Source organism: Ohtaekwangia koreensis (assembly GCF_900167975.1).
Taxonomy (GTDB): Bacteria; Bacteroidota; Bacteroidia; order Cytophagales; family Cyclobacteriaceae; genus Ohtaekwangia; species Ohtaekwangia koreensis.
Genome location: NZ_FUZU01000001.1, coordinates 1,367,735 through 1,383,824, shown reverse-complemented (window position 1 = coordinate 1,383,824; position 16,090 = coordinate 1,367,735). Strand labels below are relative to the sequence as shown.

Here is a 16,090-nt window from a genome sequence, read left to right as displayed (position 1 = left end):
TTTTAAAGTGTGCAATCGGGGCAAAGTAATAAAAAGTTATTCGTTATCCGTTATCCATCCGCAGAAAAACCGTTATCCGTTAACCGTTCAGTGTTCAGTTGTATCAAACACCGATTAACACGACTATACCCGGTATTGTCGATTAACAGCAAGCAGCAAACGATTAACGGTTAATTTTAACTCAAATTGTATACTTTAAAACAACTTGAGCGTTTTACATTTGACACATTATTGAGAAGATTGGTAAGTTACAGAACCTAACACTGAACGAACGTGAGAAAAATTTTTTACCGGTTTCTTTTTTTTATAGCAGCAGTCATACCGGTCTGCTCCATGGCACAGAACTTTGCCGGTCATAACTGGTACTTCGGTAACAGTAATCGAGGCATACGTTTCAGCCGCACTGACAACTCCGCGTCTCTGGTAACAAATCAGTTTACACCTTTTGGTACAGGAGGAAGCGCCGTAGCAAGTGATCCGGTAACGGGTAATTTGTTTTTCTATACCGATGGAACACGCGTGATCGATGCATCACATCAGGCGATGCCGAATGGTGCTATAACGGGAGACAACACCAGGAACCAACCCGTTGTTATTTGTCAGAATCCGGCGAGCTCCAATCAATACTATATCTTTCATGCTGATGCTGCCGGAACCGTCCGGTTCAGTATCGTTGACTCTCTTCAAATCGGTAACGCCACTAACTTCGGTCAGCCTCCATTAGGTGATGTTACTACCAAGAACCAGGTAATTGCCAGCTTGCCGTCCAACCTTTCTGAAGGGATGTTGATGCTTGCCGATACAACCGGCAGTGACTTTTGGCTGATGACCCATGAGATTAACACGACAAACTATCATTTTGTAAAGATCAGTACAACGGGCGTTACATACGAGGGCAGCGTATCCATTGGGTTAATTGAGAATGCTGCAAACTTTGCTTACAACGCAGCGACTAAGCGCATCGCTGTTTCTCCGAAGGAAGCCAACCGTGACCTGGAAATTTTTGACATTGCTTTTCCCGTAGCACCCGCTACATTACCAACGCTTACCGGCACACGTGTGAACAATTCTGCTGTGAGCGGGGCCATTACACAAGCTATATATGATGCTGAATTCAGCAGCAATGGACAATACTTATATATCTCTGTTTTTGGTGAAGGAGCCGCTACCGGAGATGTACTTCAATATGATCTCACGGCACCAACACTGTCTCCTGTTTCTGTTTTAACAACGAAGCCTGCTGAAAGCTATGGCTTGCAGATGGGGCCTGACAGTACGATCTATCATTTATACCAGTCAGGCGGATCTTTCTTCCTGGGTGCGATCACAGATACTGATACAATAGCCAGTGAAGTTGAATATGCTTCTACAGCCTTTACCGGGAATTTTGGTGGAAGGCAATTTCCTTCCTTCGCACCACGCGATAGCGTTAAGATGAAAGTATATTTTGAAGCAAAAGGATTTTGTGCGAACGCTCCTACATCTTTCTTCCCAACGGTAGCACCAGGCGCAGACAGCCTCACATGGGATTTCGGGGATGGTACATCTTCCAGTGACTGGAGCCCGGTATATACCTATCAGGCAGGAGGAACCTATGATGTAACGGTTACCGCTTTTCTCAACGGACAACAAAAAGATACTACACAAGCCATTACTATAAATGATTTTGATACGCAGATCAACCTGGTGCAAGACACTACGGCCTGTAGCTGTGAACTTCCATTTCCAAAGGCATCTAACCCACCACCTCCTTGTAACCGGTTTAGTGTAACGGCCCAGATTCAGGGAAGCGGTACTCCTACCTGGCAATGGTTTGGACCTGCTGGTGCAATTGGCGCTCCTTCTTCCGGAACAACGGCTACCCTTCAACCTGACTCTGCCGGATATTATTATCTCGTAGCGACCGTAGGAGGTTGTTCTACTTATGCTGGTGTAAACATTAAAGAGTACGATGTTCAGGACCAACGCGCCAACATCTGGTACTTTGGACAGAATGCCGGTATAGATTTTAATCCATTGTTTGACGTACCCGCGGGACCAGCACAGGCAATTTCAAATCCTGTTATGAATGCACCGGAAGGAACGTCTACAATCTCTGATCGTAATGGTCAGGTAATTTTCTTTACGGATGGTGATAAAGTCTGGGACAGAAGCTTTACAGAAATAGCTGCAGGTATAGGTGGAGAACCCGGTGCTGCACAATCTGTGCTGATTATACCTGTACCTGGCGATGAAACCCTATACTATATATTTACTACACAAGAGATCTATGGCTCCTATACATTCCGCTTAAGCTATTCTTTATTCGATCTTAAATTGAATAATGGAAGTGGTGGACTTGTTGAACAAAACGTTACACTCTTTACGAAGAGTACGGAAAGAATTACCGGTAATGGTAACTGGCTGATTGCACACGAATATGGAAACAACTCCTTTCGTGCTTATCAGATCTCCACATTAGGAATTGGTAATCCTGTTATTTCAAGTATAGGCTCAGACCACTCTATGGCCAGTGCACAGAATGGACAAGGCTATATGAAGCTGGGTGCTCAGAACAGATTAGCCGTTGCGCTCTCGACTCCCGGAGTTTCCAACATCGTTGAGATTTTTGACTTTGCGGATTCAAGCGGAGCCGTTACAAATTTCCGTTCTGTTAATTTAGGAAGCACCACCGGACAAGTATATGGTGTTGAATTTGGTGCAGGTGGTAACAAACTTTTTGCAACGTTACTAGGCTCGACTTCTAAAGTATATGAATTCGCGTTCGATACACTCGGTATACCATTCGAAGTAGATGGACCTCCTGCTATGTCTGACACCGATTATAATGAAGAATTGGGTGCTATACAGCTTGGACCTGACGGACAAATTTACGTGGCCGTTAACAACAAGCCATACTTAGGTGTGATTCAAGTAAACGCTGATACAACGATTGCCTCTACCTTTAACGTGAGCCAGTTTCCACTTCAGCCTGCGGTACCAGCAGCCTCTACGTTGAGCCGCCTGGGACTGCCAAACTTCATACAAATTATCTCCGATCCAATACAAGGCCCGTCTATTGTTGTGACGGGGCAATGTTTGGGAGACTCAACAAATTTCTCGGGATCAGGAACCGATCCAATCGATTCATTCTTCTGGCAAATCACGTCATCGGGCGGAGCAGTGGTAACAACATCCACAGAAGAGACCTTTAACTTCCTGATGGGCGCTGCCGGATTATATACTGCTACATTACAGATCACAAATCGTTGCGGTCTGGATACTACATTAACACAACAGTTCAGAATTTATGCACCTCCTGCAGATCCTTCAGCAACGCTGGCACTTTGTACTCCTCCGCTTACGCTGGATGCAAACCCAACCAACGCGGCTGATCTCGCGTATCTTTGGGAAACAGGTGATACTACTAAAACAATCAGCATCAGCCGTCCAGGCTTCTACTCAGTAACTGTTACGAATACAATTTCAGGATGTACTACCGATGGACAAATTGATGTATACCCTTCATTAACAACGATAGACTTTGGACCGGATTCGACAGTGTGTTCTGCAGCAGGAGCAGGTATAACTTTGAATACAGGTATAAATCTCCAGAATCATGTTTGGAAACTGAACGGTGGCACTATAGCAGGTAACACTGGCCCAACACAGGCTGTAGATTTTACAACAGCGGGAGTGTTTGAATATCTGGTAGTATATACGGATCCAACAACATTGTGTATAACAAGTGACACGGTGGTGTATACTGTGAATCGATCTCCAATGGTTGCACTTACGCCAGGTGGTACTATTGCCTGCGGAGCGTTAACGGGAGTCGTTTCGATTAACATCTCGCAACCTGTTGGTTCGCCTGTTTCCTATACTATGGCAGGACCAAGCTATACGGATAGTCAATCAAATATAGCCGTGCCATTCTTAGGATCAGCCACAGGCTTGGGAGTAGGTACATATTCAATACAGGTTGTAGATCAGGTAACAGGATGTTTTACAAATGATGCAACCACGATAAGTACGAATACATTTACAGTCAACAATACATCCGCTACAATTTGCGATACCGCACCTCTTTCAATCAGTACAACTCCGGCTACCACAGGTACCTATAAAATCTTTGCCGTGGCAAACCCGACTGTCGCCGTTGAGAGTGGAAGTCTTACTACAAATCCTCAGGCAACTACCGGTTCGTATACTCCTGGTGACTATGTAATTGAAGTAACGGACGCAGGAAACTGCGTGGCAGGAGCAACTGTAACGTTGACGCAAGGCGCTGTTATAGCAAATGCAGCTATTAACACAACCAACCTCTGTACTTCTGCTCAAGTCACAGCGACAGGCACAGGTGCAACTACGTTTGCATGGACATCAACGCCAGCCAATGGTATAAGTACCGATCCTTCACAGGCAACTGTTACGATAAATGAAGGAACGTACAATTTACAAGTGGTGATTGATGATGGCCCTGCTGGAGTTTGCCCTGCAACTGTGACACAAACAGTGTCCGTAGATAACTTCGTTCCTGACTTTACATTCGACCCTTGTACAACACCGGTTATACTTGTAGCCGCACCCACCGGAAATGCAAACCCTGTTGGAAGTTACTTCTACATATGGTCATTAAATGGATCCGTAGTAGGCACTGGTCAACAGTTTAGCGTCACAACTTCAGGCAACTATACACTTAGCATGCAAAGTCCAATCTCTGGTTGTGCACCTAAAACAGTACTGAAACCTGTGACTATATCTGGACCGCTGAGCGTTACTATATCAACGGTAAATCCTCCGTGTGACGGATCTCCATTCGCACTGTTAGCAACACCAAACAGAGCGGTGAGCAGTTATACATGGTCATTGGATGGAACGGCTATTGCCGGAGGAAACACTGCTCAACTGGATGGCCAGACGCAAGAAGGACTATACTCTGTAACTGTATCTGATGGTATATGTCCGGCAACGGCTGACCTTGATATACTCCTTGCGCCTTCAACGCCTGGTAAACTTACCGATACACGATTGATCTGTCCGGATGAGGCAAACCCCGATGAGAACACACGTGTAGCGATTCTTGATCCTGGACCTGACTTCGTAAGCTACGAATGGTTCGAGGTAATCAGTGGTTCGGCATCTCCATTAGGTGAAACAACACAAACCTATACAGCAGATCGTGCTGGTATATTTCAGGTAGAACTTGAAAATGCATTTGGATGCTTCAGTTCAGATCGTACAACCGTAAGTGTTCAGTGCGATCCGGTAATTGTAGGACCGAATGCTTTCCGACCTGTAAATGGTTTAGAGGAAAACGTAGCGTTCAAACTCTTTACATTCTTTATCGATGATGACGGCTTCCAGGTATATATCTTCAATCGCTGGGGCGAGATGGTATTTGCATCTACCGATCGTCAATTCGAATGGAATGGTGGCTATAATAACAATGCCGGGCAAATCTTGCCAGCAGGCACATATTCATACGTTGTTCGCTACAAGAGTTCCTACCGCCCACAAGACGGAACAAAGGAAAAACGAGGTGGCGTTCTGTTGGTGAGATAGAAAATTAAAAGATTCAATATGATCAAAAAATGCCGGGCAAATCGTCCGGCATTTTTCTTTTCATGCAGCCCTTTCGACCCGCTATATATACGGTTGGCTTTTAAATTTTTAGCTTCGAATCACCTTCCCTACTCCAATTCTACCACGTAATCCCCAGTCATCACAAGCACACAGACACACCTTTCACTTTCGTTGGTTATTGGAGATTGTTTTTCTATACTGCATAAAACCAATCAATCAGACTTCATGAAAAAACTCATCTATCCCTTCGTTGTCTTGCTTCTGCTGGCAGGATGTTCGAAGAAAGAAGAACAGAAGGAAGCCGTTACTATACCCGGCATCATTCCCAAACCTGTTTCATTAACACCCGGCAATGATCATATACATTGGGACAAATCGGTTGCTATCATTGCGAAATCTGCCGATGAAAAAAATGTAGCGGATCTGCTTGCTATATTTCTCAAATCAAAAAACATTGACGCCACGGTTTCCGAATTCACCAAAGATGAAAACCAGATTGCCTTATATACCATAGAAGACTCTACGCTTCACGAGGAAGGCTATAAACTTACGGTTGACGACAAAGGTGTAAGTATACAAGCCAACAGTGGTGCCGGATTATTTTACGGAGCACAAACGCTGCTACAAATCCTTACGGAGAACAGTAAAGAAGTTCCATTCGTTACGATTACCGATTATCCGCGCTTCGCCTATCGCGGACTTCATCTTGATGTAGGCAGACATACATTCCCTCCGGAGTTTATCAAGAAGTATATAGATCTCCTGGCACATCATAAATTCAATCGCTTTCACTGGCATCTTACAGAAGACCAGGGATGGAGAATCGAGATCAAAAAATATCCGAAGCTCCAGGAAATAGGAGCCTATAGAAAGGAAACGGTTATAGGCCACGCACGTACCGCAGATCGTAACAACGCGAAGAACTTTGATGGCAAACGATACGGTGGATTCTATACACAAGATGAAGTGAAAGACATCGTGAAGTATGCAGCCGATCGCTATGTGACCATCATTCCGGAGATCGAATTGCCGGGCCACGCACTTGCGGCACTCACAGCATATCCCAATCTTGGCTGTACCGGTGGACCTTACGAAGTCGCTACTACCTGGGGCGTTTTCGATGATGTATTCTGCGCAGGCAAAGAAGATACATTTGTTTTTTTACAAGATGTACTGGATGAAGTTCTGGAACTTTTCCCAAGCCAATATATACATATAGGAGGCGATGAGTGTCCAAAAACACGCTGGGAGAAATGTCCGCATTGCAAAAAGCGCATGAAGGAAGAAAAGCTTAAAAATACGCACGAGCTTCAGAGCTATTTTATACAGCGCATAGAGAAATACCTTAATGGAAAAAACCGCCAAATTATTGGGTGGGATGAAATCCTCGAAGGTGGTCTTGCACCGAATGCTACTGTAATGAGCTGGCGTGGTGAGGAAGGCGGCATCGCCGCTGCCAAGCAAAATCACGATGTGATTATGACTCCAGGTAACTGGTGTTACTTTGATCATTACCAGGATACAAGTAAGTCTGAACCTCTGGCAATCGGAAATTATACTCCGGTGCGTGAAGTATATTCATACGAACCTGTTCCGGCACAGCTTACGGCTGACGAGGCTAAACATATTCTGGGAGCACAAGCCAATGTGTGGACAGAATATATACCTACCAGCGACCATGCAGAGTATATGGTATACCCACGCGCGTGCGCGATGGCAGAAGTGGTATGGTCTCCGAAAGAAGGCCGCGATTACAAAGACTTCCTGACGCGTATGAATACCCATTTTAAAAGATTGGATGAATGGAAGGTAAACTATGCCAAACACATCCAAAAAGAAATAGACAGTTTAAACATCTCAAAGAAGTAATTGACCACTAGCAGAGCACTTCATTTTTGTAGTGCATAAAATAAACTTTAAGCTTACCTTCGGGCTGCTGGCAGATGTCGGCAGCCCTTTTTATTTTCGATTCCAAAGGAATAAGAAATGTGCTATAAATTGTATTTTAAAATCTAAATAGTATACAACCATGAAGACAACCTTCAGATTTATTGCAGCCATAAGCTTCCTGCTTGTTGCACTCAGTTTTCAATTGATCAAAACACAGCTTACCATTACAATCCGAAATGATTTAGGCAATACAGAGCAAGGCACAACGGTACAACTATTCGAAACCGAAGATGACTATAAAGCAGAGACGAACCCTGTAGCAGAAGGAAAGACCGATGCGAAAGGCGTTGTGAAATTCAAAGAACTGAAAGCTATTACGTATTACGTTATCGCCCGCAAGGATGATAAAGACAATACTGGAGGTGGCGAGCAAACCGGTAAACTCGAAGCCAATCGCATTAATAAAGTTACCATCGTTATTCAATAAGACTATGTGGGAATGTCCGACATGCGGACGAAGCTTCAGAGGCACCAACCAGCGACATCACTGCGAACGTACAACAGCAGGTGCTCAATTAAAAAATCAACCAGAGGTGATCATTGAAATATATGATCACCTTTTACATATCGTTAAAAAGACCGGTGTATTTTCAGTGAGTCCTATAAAGGACTATATCATGCTGAAACATAAAAGTACATTTCTCACAATAAAGCCTCGCAAAAAATATCTGGATATTTCATTCTTCCTGCCTGAAAAAACTGAAGAGTTTCCAATCTTTGCCTCCAGGCAACAATCGAAAAATCGTGTACTGCATGCCGCACGATTTGAAAAACCCGAAGACATTACCAAGCCCGTGATTCAATGGATCAAACAATCATACGACCTGACAAAACAATGACCTATACACGTCAGATTTTAGTAGAGGCACTTACCAGCTATACCACATCGTTCGCGGAAGAGAAAAATTTCGTTCAGCAATTTCTGGATTTACTCACGCATGATCGTGCCTTCCACCGCGATCACTTGCCCGGACACATCACAGGTTCAGCATTCATTACTGACTCTTCAAGAAGTTCTATACTCCTCACACATCATGCGAAGCTTGACAAATGGCTCCAACCGGGTGGCCATGCTGATGGCGATGAAGATATATTGGGAGTAGCCTTACGCGAAGCAGAAGAAGAAACCGGGCTCAAGAAATTTAAACTTCTTGACAAGTATATTTTCGATTTGGATATACATACCATTCCTGCCCGAAAAGATTTTCCGGAGCATTTACATTATGATGTTCGTTTTCTGTTCGAGGCCGACCAGCAGGAAAAACTTCTGATCACGGAAGAATCCATCGATTTAAAATGGTTTCCCATACAAGAGGTTTCTGCCTATACATCGAATGCCTCCATTGACCGAATGTTGAAAAAGCTATAGAGGATTAATAGATCTGCACGTGAATATGATCGTCATGACGCACAGCCTGGCAACCATGAAACCTGATCTTTGCTGACCTCAGTTTCAATCGCTCTTTTAAGTGCGGCTCGATAAAGATCTTCTGCACGTCTTTATTTTTCGATACTATATTTACAAAATCGGCGGTTCGGTTTGCATCAAATATATAGTCGCGTTTTTTGCTTTGTGAAACGATGCGCTCCATGATGCCATACTGCCAGAACCCTTTGCTAGCACAGCGCTCGGGGTAATTTACTTCCGATGTTCGTGGAGATTCATACACCCCATACCCTATCACTGATGGAGCGTCATCGAGCTTGCTCCCGTTTACATCCTTGTAGAAAAAAGCGATATCCAGCTTACGTCCGTCATTGTGACTGAGATGTGGAAGCAATGGAAATCCATCGTAGAAAGGGAAACCACCATCGAGGTAATTCACTATACTTCCAGTGTGTTTCTTCTCAATCGCCAGGGACGCCTGCGTAACAACATCTCGTAACGCGGGTATTACATAATGTCTGTTCAATAAAACAGTGCTTATCATAAGTGGCTTTATCTTACCGTATAATGGCAACGGCACGCGTCCGAATGGCTTTGCAGTCCTGGGTATAATCAAGAATGTACCCGATATATACAGGCAGGTGAATATTAAGAAAGCAGATATGTATTGCGACCATACCGATTTAAGTCGCTTTCGGAGAATCGAAACTATACCCAGTGTCAGCAGCAGGATAATACCACCCACCTGCGTTACCACGGTAAGTATAGCCAGTAAAAAAGCAAACAGCAGTATTTTTCCGACTATCCGGATCACGCTTATTTACTACTGATTAAAAGCAATCCAAACGCTATTACTACAATCCAGAACTTATATACCGTAATTACGGGAATAGCCACCCATCCTATATGCATCAGTACGGCAAGCAATACTAAAATTACAGCAATAGCTTTGAGGATAGATCTGGTTTTGTTACTCATGGTAGTTTTGGCATCAGTTATTATTGCAAAGCTAAAAATATACTATTAGAATTTATATAATATTGATATCGTGACGCGAAAAAATTACTCCTTCAATAACAACTGAGGGACGGATGATAGCAGCGATTAGTTCGATCAATTTATAATAACTGATTCAGTTAAATTTATCCTACATATTAAGTATTTCAAACTTCCATCTGTGTAATTCGACCTTTGTTTAATTTCTTTAAATAGTCCAGCCAACTTTTTGCTGTCATTGTCAGCCAGTTTTATTTTAATTGGAGTTGCTATATTTCCGTCTGTTCCACTTTCCAGCAATTGAATTCTATTTTGATGTTCCTGATTATTATTATAGAAATGTAATAATAGTGCGACAACATAGAGTAGATTTCGTCCGTAATCATTTTTTATTTCTAAGGGCATTACACTGACAAAACTGTCGCTTAACTCCTGAATTGTTAAAGCATTGTTCTCTATTTTTTGATAAAGCTCAATTTGCAATGTTTTAATATAAATCAAAACAAAGAGTAGATGCGAAAAAGTATATTGATTAGGTTTAAAGGAATTTAAAATCAATCGAGTCTGACCGAATATTTTTTCTTGTTGTCTAAGTGTTGGATTTGTTTTATTGAATAACAATTCAGCTACGTCAAGCAAATCGGTAGCATCGCTTTGTAGCTCACCGTATTGTATTCTTTCTTTAGAATAAAAAAATTTATCTAACTCATAATAATCAAATAAATATTTAAGAAACAATTTATTTGAAGGTCTAGGAATCGAATACTCTAGATCAATAAAGCGCCTAAGATATTCTTCAGTATTAATTTTCTCACTTCCATAAAACCCTCTTACAGAACTGGCTAAATGTTTTTTGTCTATTGACAGGACAAATACGATTCCATTAACAGAAAAGAAATGCTTCAACTGTTCCAAAACTTCAACTGCATAATTCGGCCGACAACGATCTAATTCATCAATAATAAAAATAAGTGGTTTATTACCTCCCTTTTTCTTGACGAATTTTTCTAACTCGGTTCGAAATTCTGTAATGGTCTTCTTTTTATCCGAGTATTCTTTGATTTCTTCTTCGAGTATCTCTGCAGCAGCTTTCGTAGTATTTTCAATGGCGTCAACAATATATTTCTTTATCAAAGACCTTGCTATAGCAGGGGCAACATTTTTTGTTAAAACAGCCCCCTTCTCAACAACTGATTTAAACACCTTTTCGCCATTAATTATACCCTTGGTTAGTGGTTTTAATTCCGACATTAACGCCACAAGTGGATTATCATTGAAATCGTTTTCCCAAGCATTAAAATAAATAGTTTGAAATCCCTCATTGTTCAATTGCTGTCTCCACATTTTCACAAAAGTGGTTTTTCCTGTTCCCCACTCGTTGTTAATAGCCAAGACAAAACCATCCGCATAACTGTTAACTATTTCAGTGAGGACTTTTGCATAAGGTTCTCTATTAAGCTTACAATTAGTAAACGGAGCATCCGTTACTACTTCTATTTCATGATGCTTTATTTTCATTTAAGAATATATCTAAAAATATACTATCAATTTATATACTTTAAATGGTTCTAAAAAATAAAATAACCAAGAGGCATTATCAATACCACTCTTCAATTCCCTTCGCTGGTTTCCATTTGGAGTCTGGCTCAAAGTAATTCCAGAGTAAAGATGAAACTTTGCGGATCAATACCCAGCCTTCGTTATTGATGGTCCAGCTTTCATCTTTTTGATTTTTAGTGATGACGCAAAAAACATAATCACCATGTGGTGCATTTACCAAAGCAACTTCCGATCGAGATTGGTTTACTGCCCCTTGCTTTGAAGCAACCTGAACGTACGGTGGGATTTGTGACAACGCCTCTGTGTCCCAGTATATACGAATCAGGTTCCTATAGATACGTTCGCTTACCCGTGGACTAATTACTTTTCCTTCGCGAATGCGTACGACAAGTTCTGACATTTCTTTAGGAGTGGTTTGCCCCCAGCCATATTTTGTACGATTCATTTCGCGCCCCGGAGTTCTTGAATTGACGCGTGTTTGTTTGAAACCATTATTGTCGAGCCAGGCATTAATCGTTGTCCCCTTGCCTGCCATCAGCTGGCACCATAAACTGGCTGTATTGTCACTCGTGGTGATCATTAACATCAGCACTGCTTTTAGTGCAATCTTCTCACCGTCCTTAAATGAACCCAGCAAATCTTCACCTTCATATAGCAGGGAATCTTTATAGGTAAGCATGGAGTCATAACGTATCTCCTGCTTTTCAATTTTATCGAACATGCCAACGGTAATCGGCACTTTGATCATGGATGCCGTAGGGAATAAAGTATCAGCATCAATCGCAGCAATTTTTCCAGTCTTTAAATTCCGAACATAAATACCGACATCGCCTTTAAAACCCTTTACCAGTTCCTGTAATTTTTGTTGCAAAACTTTATCCTCTTTTTGTGCTTGGCATACAAGCGAAAGCAATGCGAACACTACGACAAAATATACCCGCATGTTGTAAAATTTTTAGTGAATACAACTTACTTCCTTTACGCCATGGTAACAAATAAATTTTAGCTTTGCGGTCGATGGCAGAGATCGGAACAAATATTGAGTACGCCAAAACACTGCTGGAGCAAGGCGAAGTGGTGGCAATACCAACCGAAACAGTTTATGGGCTGGCCGGAAATGCACTGAACGTTTCCGCTGTTACAAAAATATTTGAGGTCAAGAACCGACCACAGTTCGATCCCCTTATTGTTCATGTACCCGATCTTGAGGCAGCGCATGAGTATACCCTGGATATACCTGCTGCAGTAAAACGATTGACGGACCAGTTTTGGCCCGGGCCACTTACATTGCTTCTCAAGAAGAAGAGTATAATTCCTGATCTTGTTACTTCCGGTTTAGACACGGTAGGAATTCGTTGTCCGGATCATGCATTGACACGACAACTCCTCTCTGAACTTTCATTTCCATTAGCGGCTCCGAGTGCAAATCCGTTTGGGTATGTGAGCCCTACTACACCTCAACATGTCAATGAACAACTCGGTGACAAGATTGCCTATATACTGGATGGTGGTCCGTGTCGCGTAGGTATAGAATCTACAATAGTAGGTTTTGAAAATGATATACCTATAGTGTATCGTATGGGAGGATTAAGCCTCGAGCAAATTGAAAACGTTACAGGTCCTGTTCAGGTACAAGCGCATTCCACGTCTAATCCACAGGCCCCCGGTCAATTAAAAAGTCATTATGCTCCGGGTAAAAAAGTTATTATAGGTAACATTATAGATCTCCTTCAGCAATACCCGGCACACGCTACGGGCTTGCTTACATTTCAGTCTGACTTTAATTCCCCCTTTCAATTTGTACTCTCACCTTCCGGTGATCTTGAAGAAGCAGCGCAAAATTTATTCACTGCACTGCGTGCCTTCGACAAAATGCCGATCGACTATATACTTGCTGAATTTGTTCCTGACGTTGGATTAGGTCGGGCAATCAATGACCGTCTCAGAAGAGCAGCAGCGGTGGATAGTTTTTAACATGATCATAAAGATCGTATTATATTCTTGCACGCCCTGTTCTGCCAATCATGCGATGATTTGAAAAAGATCATTGTCCATTTTGCCTACTGCTTACTTTTTAGTTGCTTTATATAAAACACGGGCCTTATATCAGTATGGAGAAACCTAAAAAAATACTTATTCTCACCGGTGGTGGTGATTGTCCTGGATTAAATGCTGTGATCAGAGGTGTAGCCAAGCGCGCACGCAAGGAAAAAAACTGGGAAGTATATGGAAGCATCGAAGCGTTTAACGGTGTATTGAATGATCCTCAGGAGATCGTTAGAATCACCAGTAAATTTACGGCAGGTATACATGTGCGTGGTGGCACAGTATTGAAAACAACAAACAAATCGAACCCCATAAAATTCCCGGTACCACAAAAAGATGGCACTGTAAAATTTATAGATCGCTCAGACGAGCTTGTAAAGAAATTAAAAGCATTGAAGTTTGATGCCATCGTCAACATTGGTGGTGATGGTTCGCAGAAGATATCGAAAGTACTATATGACAAAGGTATTCCCATGATTGGTGTACCGAAGACTATAGATAATGATCTCTCGGCAACGGATGTCACGTTTGGTTTTCAAACCGCTGTACAAATTGGTACAGACAGCTTTGATAAACTGGTAACAACCGCAGAGAGCCATCATCGTACGATGATCATGGAAGTTATGGGGCGTGATGCCGGGTGGATCGCATTACATACTGCTATAGCAGGTGGTGCAGAAATATGTTTGATCCCCGAGATACCCTATGATATACATAAGCTGGTAAAACGTATTAACCTTCGCTATAAAAAAGGCAGAGGCTTCGTAAATATAGTGGTAGCCGAAGGAGCAAGACCTAAAGAAGGAACCATTACATCTTCGGCCGGAGATAAGGGATCAGAACACGTACGCCTCGGTGGTGTTGCGTTCCAACTCTCAAAGCAATTGAAAGATGCCGGATGTACTGCAGAGATTCGCGAAACTGTATTAGGACACGTACAACGAGGTGGCACTCCGGTAGCGTATGACCGTGTACTCGCTACATTGTTTGGCGTGAAAGCTTTTGAACTCGCACTCACCAAAGATTTTGGTAAAATGGTTGCGTTCAAAAATAATGAGATCACTGCTGTATCATTGGAAGAAGCAACGCAAGACTATCACGGAGTAAACAAGGATTCATACCTGGTGCAAGCTGCCAAAGGCCTCGGAATTAGTTTTGGAGATTGAATTTCAATTTCAGTTCCCTCCAATAACGAAAAGTTGATTAAAGGAAATCACCATTTAGCAATCGTTTGTTTTGAGAAATTTCCCGAATACCAAATAGAATCCGGCTTTTTTGTCTGTTCACATTACCGTAAAAACGCAAAAATCTTAGCTTTGCTGTCCGTAAAAATTTTACAACAAACTACATCCGACCATGAAGACAATTAATGACATCAATTTTAACGGCAAGCGCGCGCTCATTCGCGTTGACTTTAATGTTCCGCTCGATAAGAGTTTCAACGTTACTGACGACAACCGTATCAGTGCAACTATCCCTACCCTTACAAAGATTTTGAATGACGGAGGAAGCTGTATTTTGATGTCACATCTTGGCCGCCCGAAAGAAGGTCCTGAAGATAAATATTCATTAAAGCATACCATCAAAAAAACGGAAGAGCTCTTGGGTCGCCCTGTAAAATTTGGTGGTGACTGTATCGGTGATGAAGCGTTCAAACTTTCTGCTGCGTTGAAACCAGGAGAAGTACTTTTGCTTGAGAACTTACGCTTCTATAAGCAAGAAGAAAAAGGCGATGTCGCTTTCGCGGAAAAACTTTCCAAGCATGGTGATATATATGTGAACGATGCCTTCGGAACAGCACACCGCGCACATGCTTCGACTACTATCGTAGCGCAATTCTTCAAAGATAAATGTGCTGGTTACGTAATGTCTGCTGAACTTGAGAACGCAAAGAAAGTTATAGGCAATGCTGCTAAACCTTTCACTGCGATTATGGGTGGTGCAAAAATTTCTGACAAGATCCTGATCATCGAGAATTTACTTGATAAAGTAAACAACCTGATCATCGGCGGTGGAATGGCCTATACATTCTTTAAAGCATTGGGTGGTAACATTGGTAATTCATTAGTGGAAGCCGATAAACTTGATCTTGCAAAAGAGCTTATCCAAAAAGCAAAAGCAAAAGGTGTTGAGCTTTTATTGCCGATCGACTCTATCGTTGCTGATAAATTTGCAGCAGATGCCAACACAGATATAGCGAACAACAACGCTATAAAAGATGGCTGGATGGGACTTGACATTGGCCCTGAAGCAACACAGGTGTTCGCGAAAGCAATTGAGAACTCCAAGACTATATTATGGAACGGCCCGATGGGTGTATTTGAGATGGAGAAATTTGCTGCCGGCACAAAAGCTGTTGCCGAGGCCGTTGTAAAAGCAACCAAAAACGGAGGCTTCTCTCTGATCGGTGGTGGTGACTCTGCTGCGGCTGTTAATCAATTCGGATTCAATGACGATGTAAGCTACGTATCCACCGGTGGTGGTGCGCTGCTTGAATATTTTGAAGGCAAAGTATTACCGGGTGTAAAAGCACTGGAATAATCATCTTCGAAAGATATACCTATATATAGCAGCCCATAGTTTTAC

General features: G+C 42.4%; 12 protein-coding genes. 8 read left to right on the top strand and 4 right to left on the bottom strand.

Going from position 1 to position 16,090, the window contains the following annotated elements; translation table 11 throughout:
* The first annotated feature begins 333 nt into the window (after window positions 1–333).
* The 5 genes from B5Y40_RS05845 to B5Y40_RS05825 all read left to right on the top strand — a co-directional run bounded on the left by B5Y40_RS05845 (window position 334) and on the right by B5Y40_RS05825 (window position 8,884).
* Window positions 334–5,544: a T9SS type B sorting domain-containing protein gene (locus B5Y40_RS05845; protein ID WP_079685743.1), complete on the top strand. Its 5,211-nt coding sequence runs from the start codon at window positions 334–336 to the stop codon at window positions 5,542–5,544.
* 246 nt (window positions 5,545–5,790) lie between these two features.
* On the top strand, window positions 5,791–7,434 hold the full coding sequence (locus tag B5Y40_RS05840) for a beta-N-acetylhexosaminidase (RefSeq protein ID WP_079685742.1): 1,644 nt from the start codon (window positions 5,791–5,793) through the stop codon (window positions 7,432–7,434).
* A gap of 160 nt (window positions 7,435–7,594) precedes the next feature.
* Window positions 7,595–7,942: a hypothetical protein gene (locus B5Y40_RS05835; RefSeq protein WP_079685741.1), complete on the top strand. Its 348-nt coding sequence runs from the start codon at window positions 7,595–7,597 to the stop codon at window positions 7,940–7,942.
* Window positions 7,857–8,354, top strand: coding sequence for a DUF5655 domain-containing protein (locus B5Y40_RS05830; protein ID WP_159453615.1), 498 nt, complete (start codon window positions 7,857–7,859; stop codon window positions 8,352–8,354). The genes B5Y40_RS05835 and B5Y40_RS05830 overlap by 86 nt, the downstream gene beginning before the upstream one ends.
* Window positions 8,351–8,884, top strand: a complete 534-nt coding sequence (locus B5Y40_RS05825; RefSeq protein ID WP_079685739.1) for an NUDIX hydrolase — start codon at window positions 8,351–8,353, stop codon at window positions 8,882–8,884. Before B5Y40_RS05830 ends, B5Y40_RS05825 begins: the two co-directional genes overlap by 4 nt.
* Window positions 8,885–8,888: 4 nt before the next feature.
* Here B5Y40_RS05825 and B5Y40_RS05820 read toward each other — a convergent pair whose 3' ends face one another.
* The 4 genes from B5Y40_RS05820 to B5Y40_RS05810 all read right to left on the bottom strand — a co-directional run bounded on the left by B5Y40_RS05820 (window position 8,889) and on the right by B5Y40_RS05810 (window position 12,401).
* Window positions 8,889–9,716: a hypothetical protein gene (locus tag B5Y40_RS05820; protein ID WP_079685738.1), complete on the bottom strand. Its 828-nt coding sequence runs from the start codon at window positions 9,714–9,716 to the stop codon at window positions 8,889–8,891.
* Between the two features lie 2 nt (window positions 9,717–9,718).
* The gene (locus B5Y40_RS29535; protein WP_159453614.1) at window positions 9,719–9,880 is read right to left on the bottom strand and encodes a hypothetical protein; all 162 of its coding nucleotides are present in this window, start codon (window positions 9,878–9,880) and stop codon (window positions 9,719–9,721) included.
* Window positions 9,881–10,015: 135 nt separating this feature from the next.
* Window positions 10,016–11,416, bottom strand: coding sequence for a KAP family P-loop NTPase fold protein (locus tag B5Y40_RS05815; RefSeq protein ID WP_079685737.1), 1,401 nt, complete (start codon window positions 11,414–11,416; stop codon window positions 10,016–10,018).
* Between the two features lie 79 nt (window positions 11,417–11,495).
* Window positions 11,496–12,401 carry a serine hydrolase gene (locus B5Y40_RS05810; protein ID WP_079685736.1) on the bottom strand — a complete coding sequence of 302 codons (906 nt, stop codon included), beginning with the start codon at window positions 12,399–12,401 and terminating at the stop codon, window positions 11,496–11,498.
* Window positions 12,402–12,475: 74 nt separating this feature from the next.
* Here B5Y40_RS05810 and B5Y40_RS05805 point away from each other — a divergent pair, with 74 nt between their 5' ends.
* From B5Y40_RS05805 to B5Y40_RS05795, 3 genes are all read left to right on the top strand, one after another.
* On the top strand, window positions 12,476–13,432 hold the full coding sequence (locus B5Y40_RS05805; protein WP_079685735.1) for an L-threonylcarbamoyladenylate synthase: 957 nt from the start codon (window positions 12,476–12,478) through the stop codon (window positions 13,430–13,432).
* Window positions 13,433–13,569: 137 nt separating this feature from the next.
* Entirely contained in the window at window positions 13,570–14,670 is a 1,101-nt protein-coding gene (locus B5Y40_RS05800) for a 6-phosphofructokinase (protein ID WP_079685734.1), read from the top strand.
* Window positions 14,671–14,860: 190 nt separating this feature from the next.
* Complete coding sequence (locus B5Y40_RS05795; RefSeq protein WP_079685733.1) at window positions 14,861–16,045, top strand: phosphoglycerate kinase; 1,185 nt, start codon at window positions 14,861–14,863, stop codon at window positions 16,043–16,045.
* The last annotated feature ends 45 nt before the right edge of the window (window positions 16,046–16,090 follow it).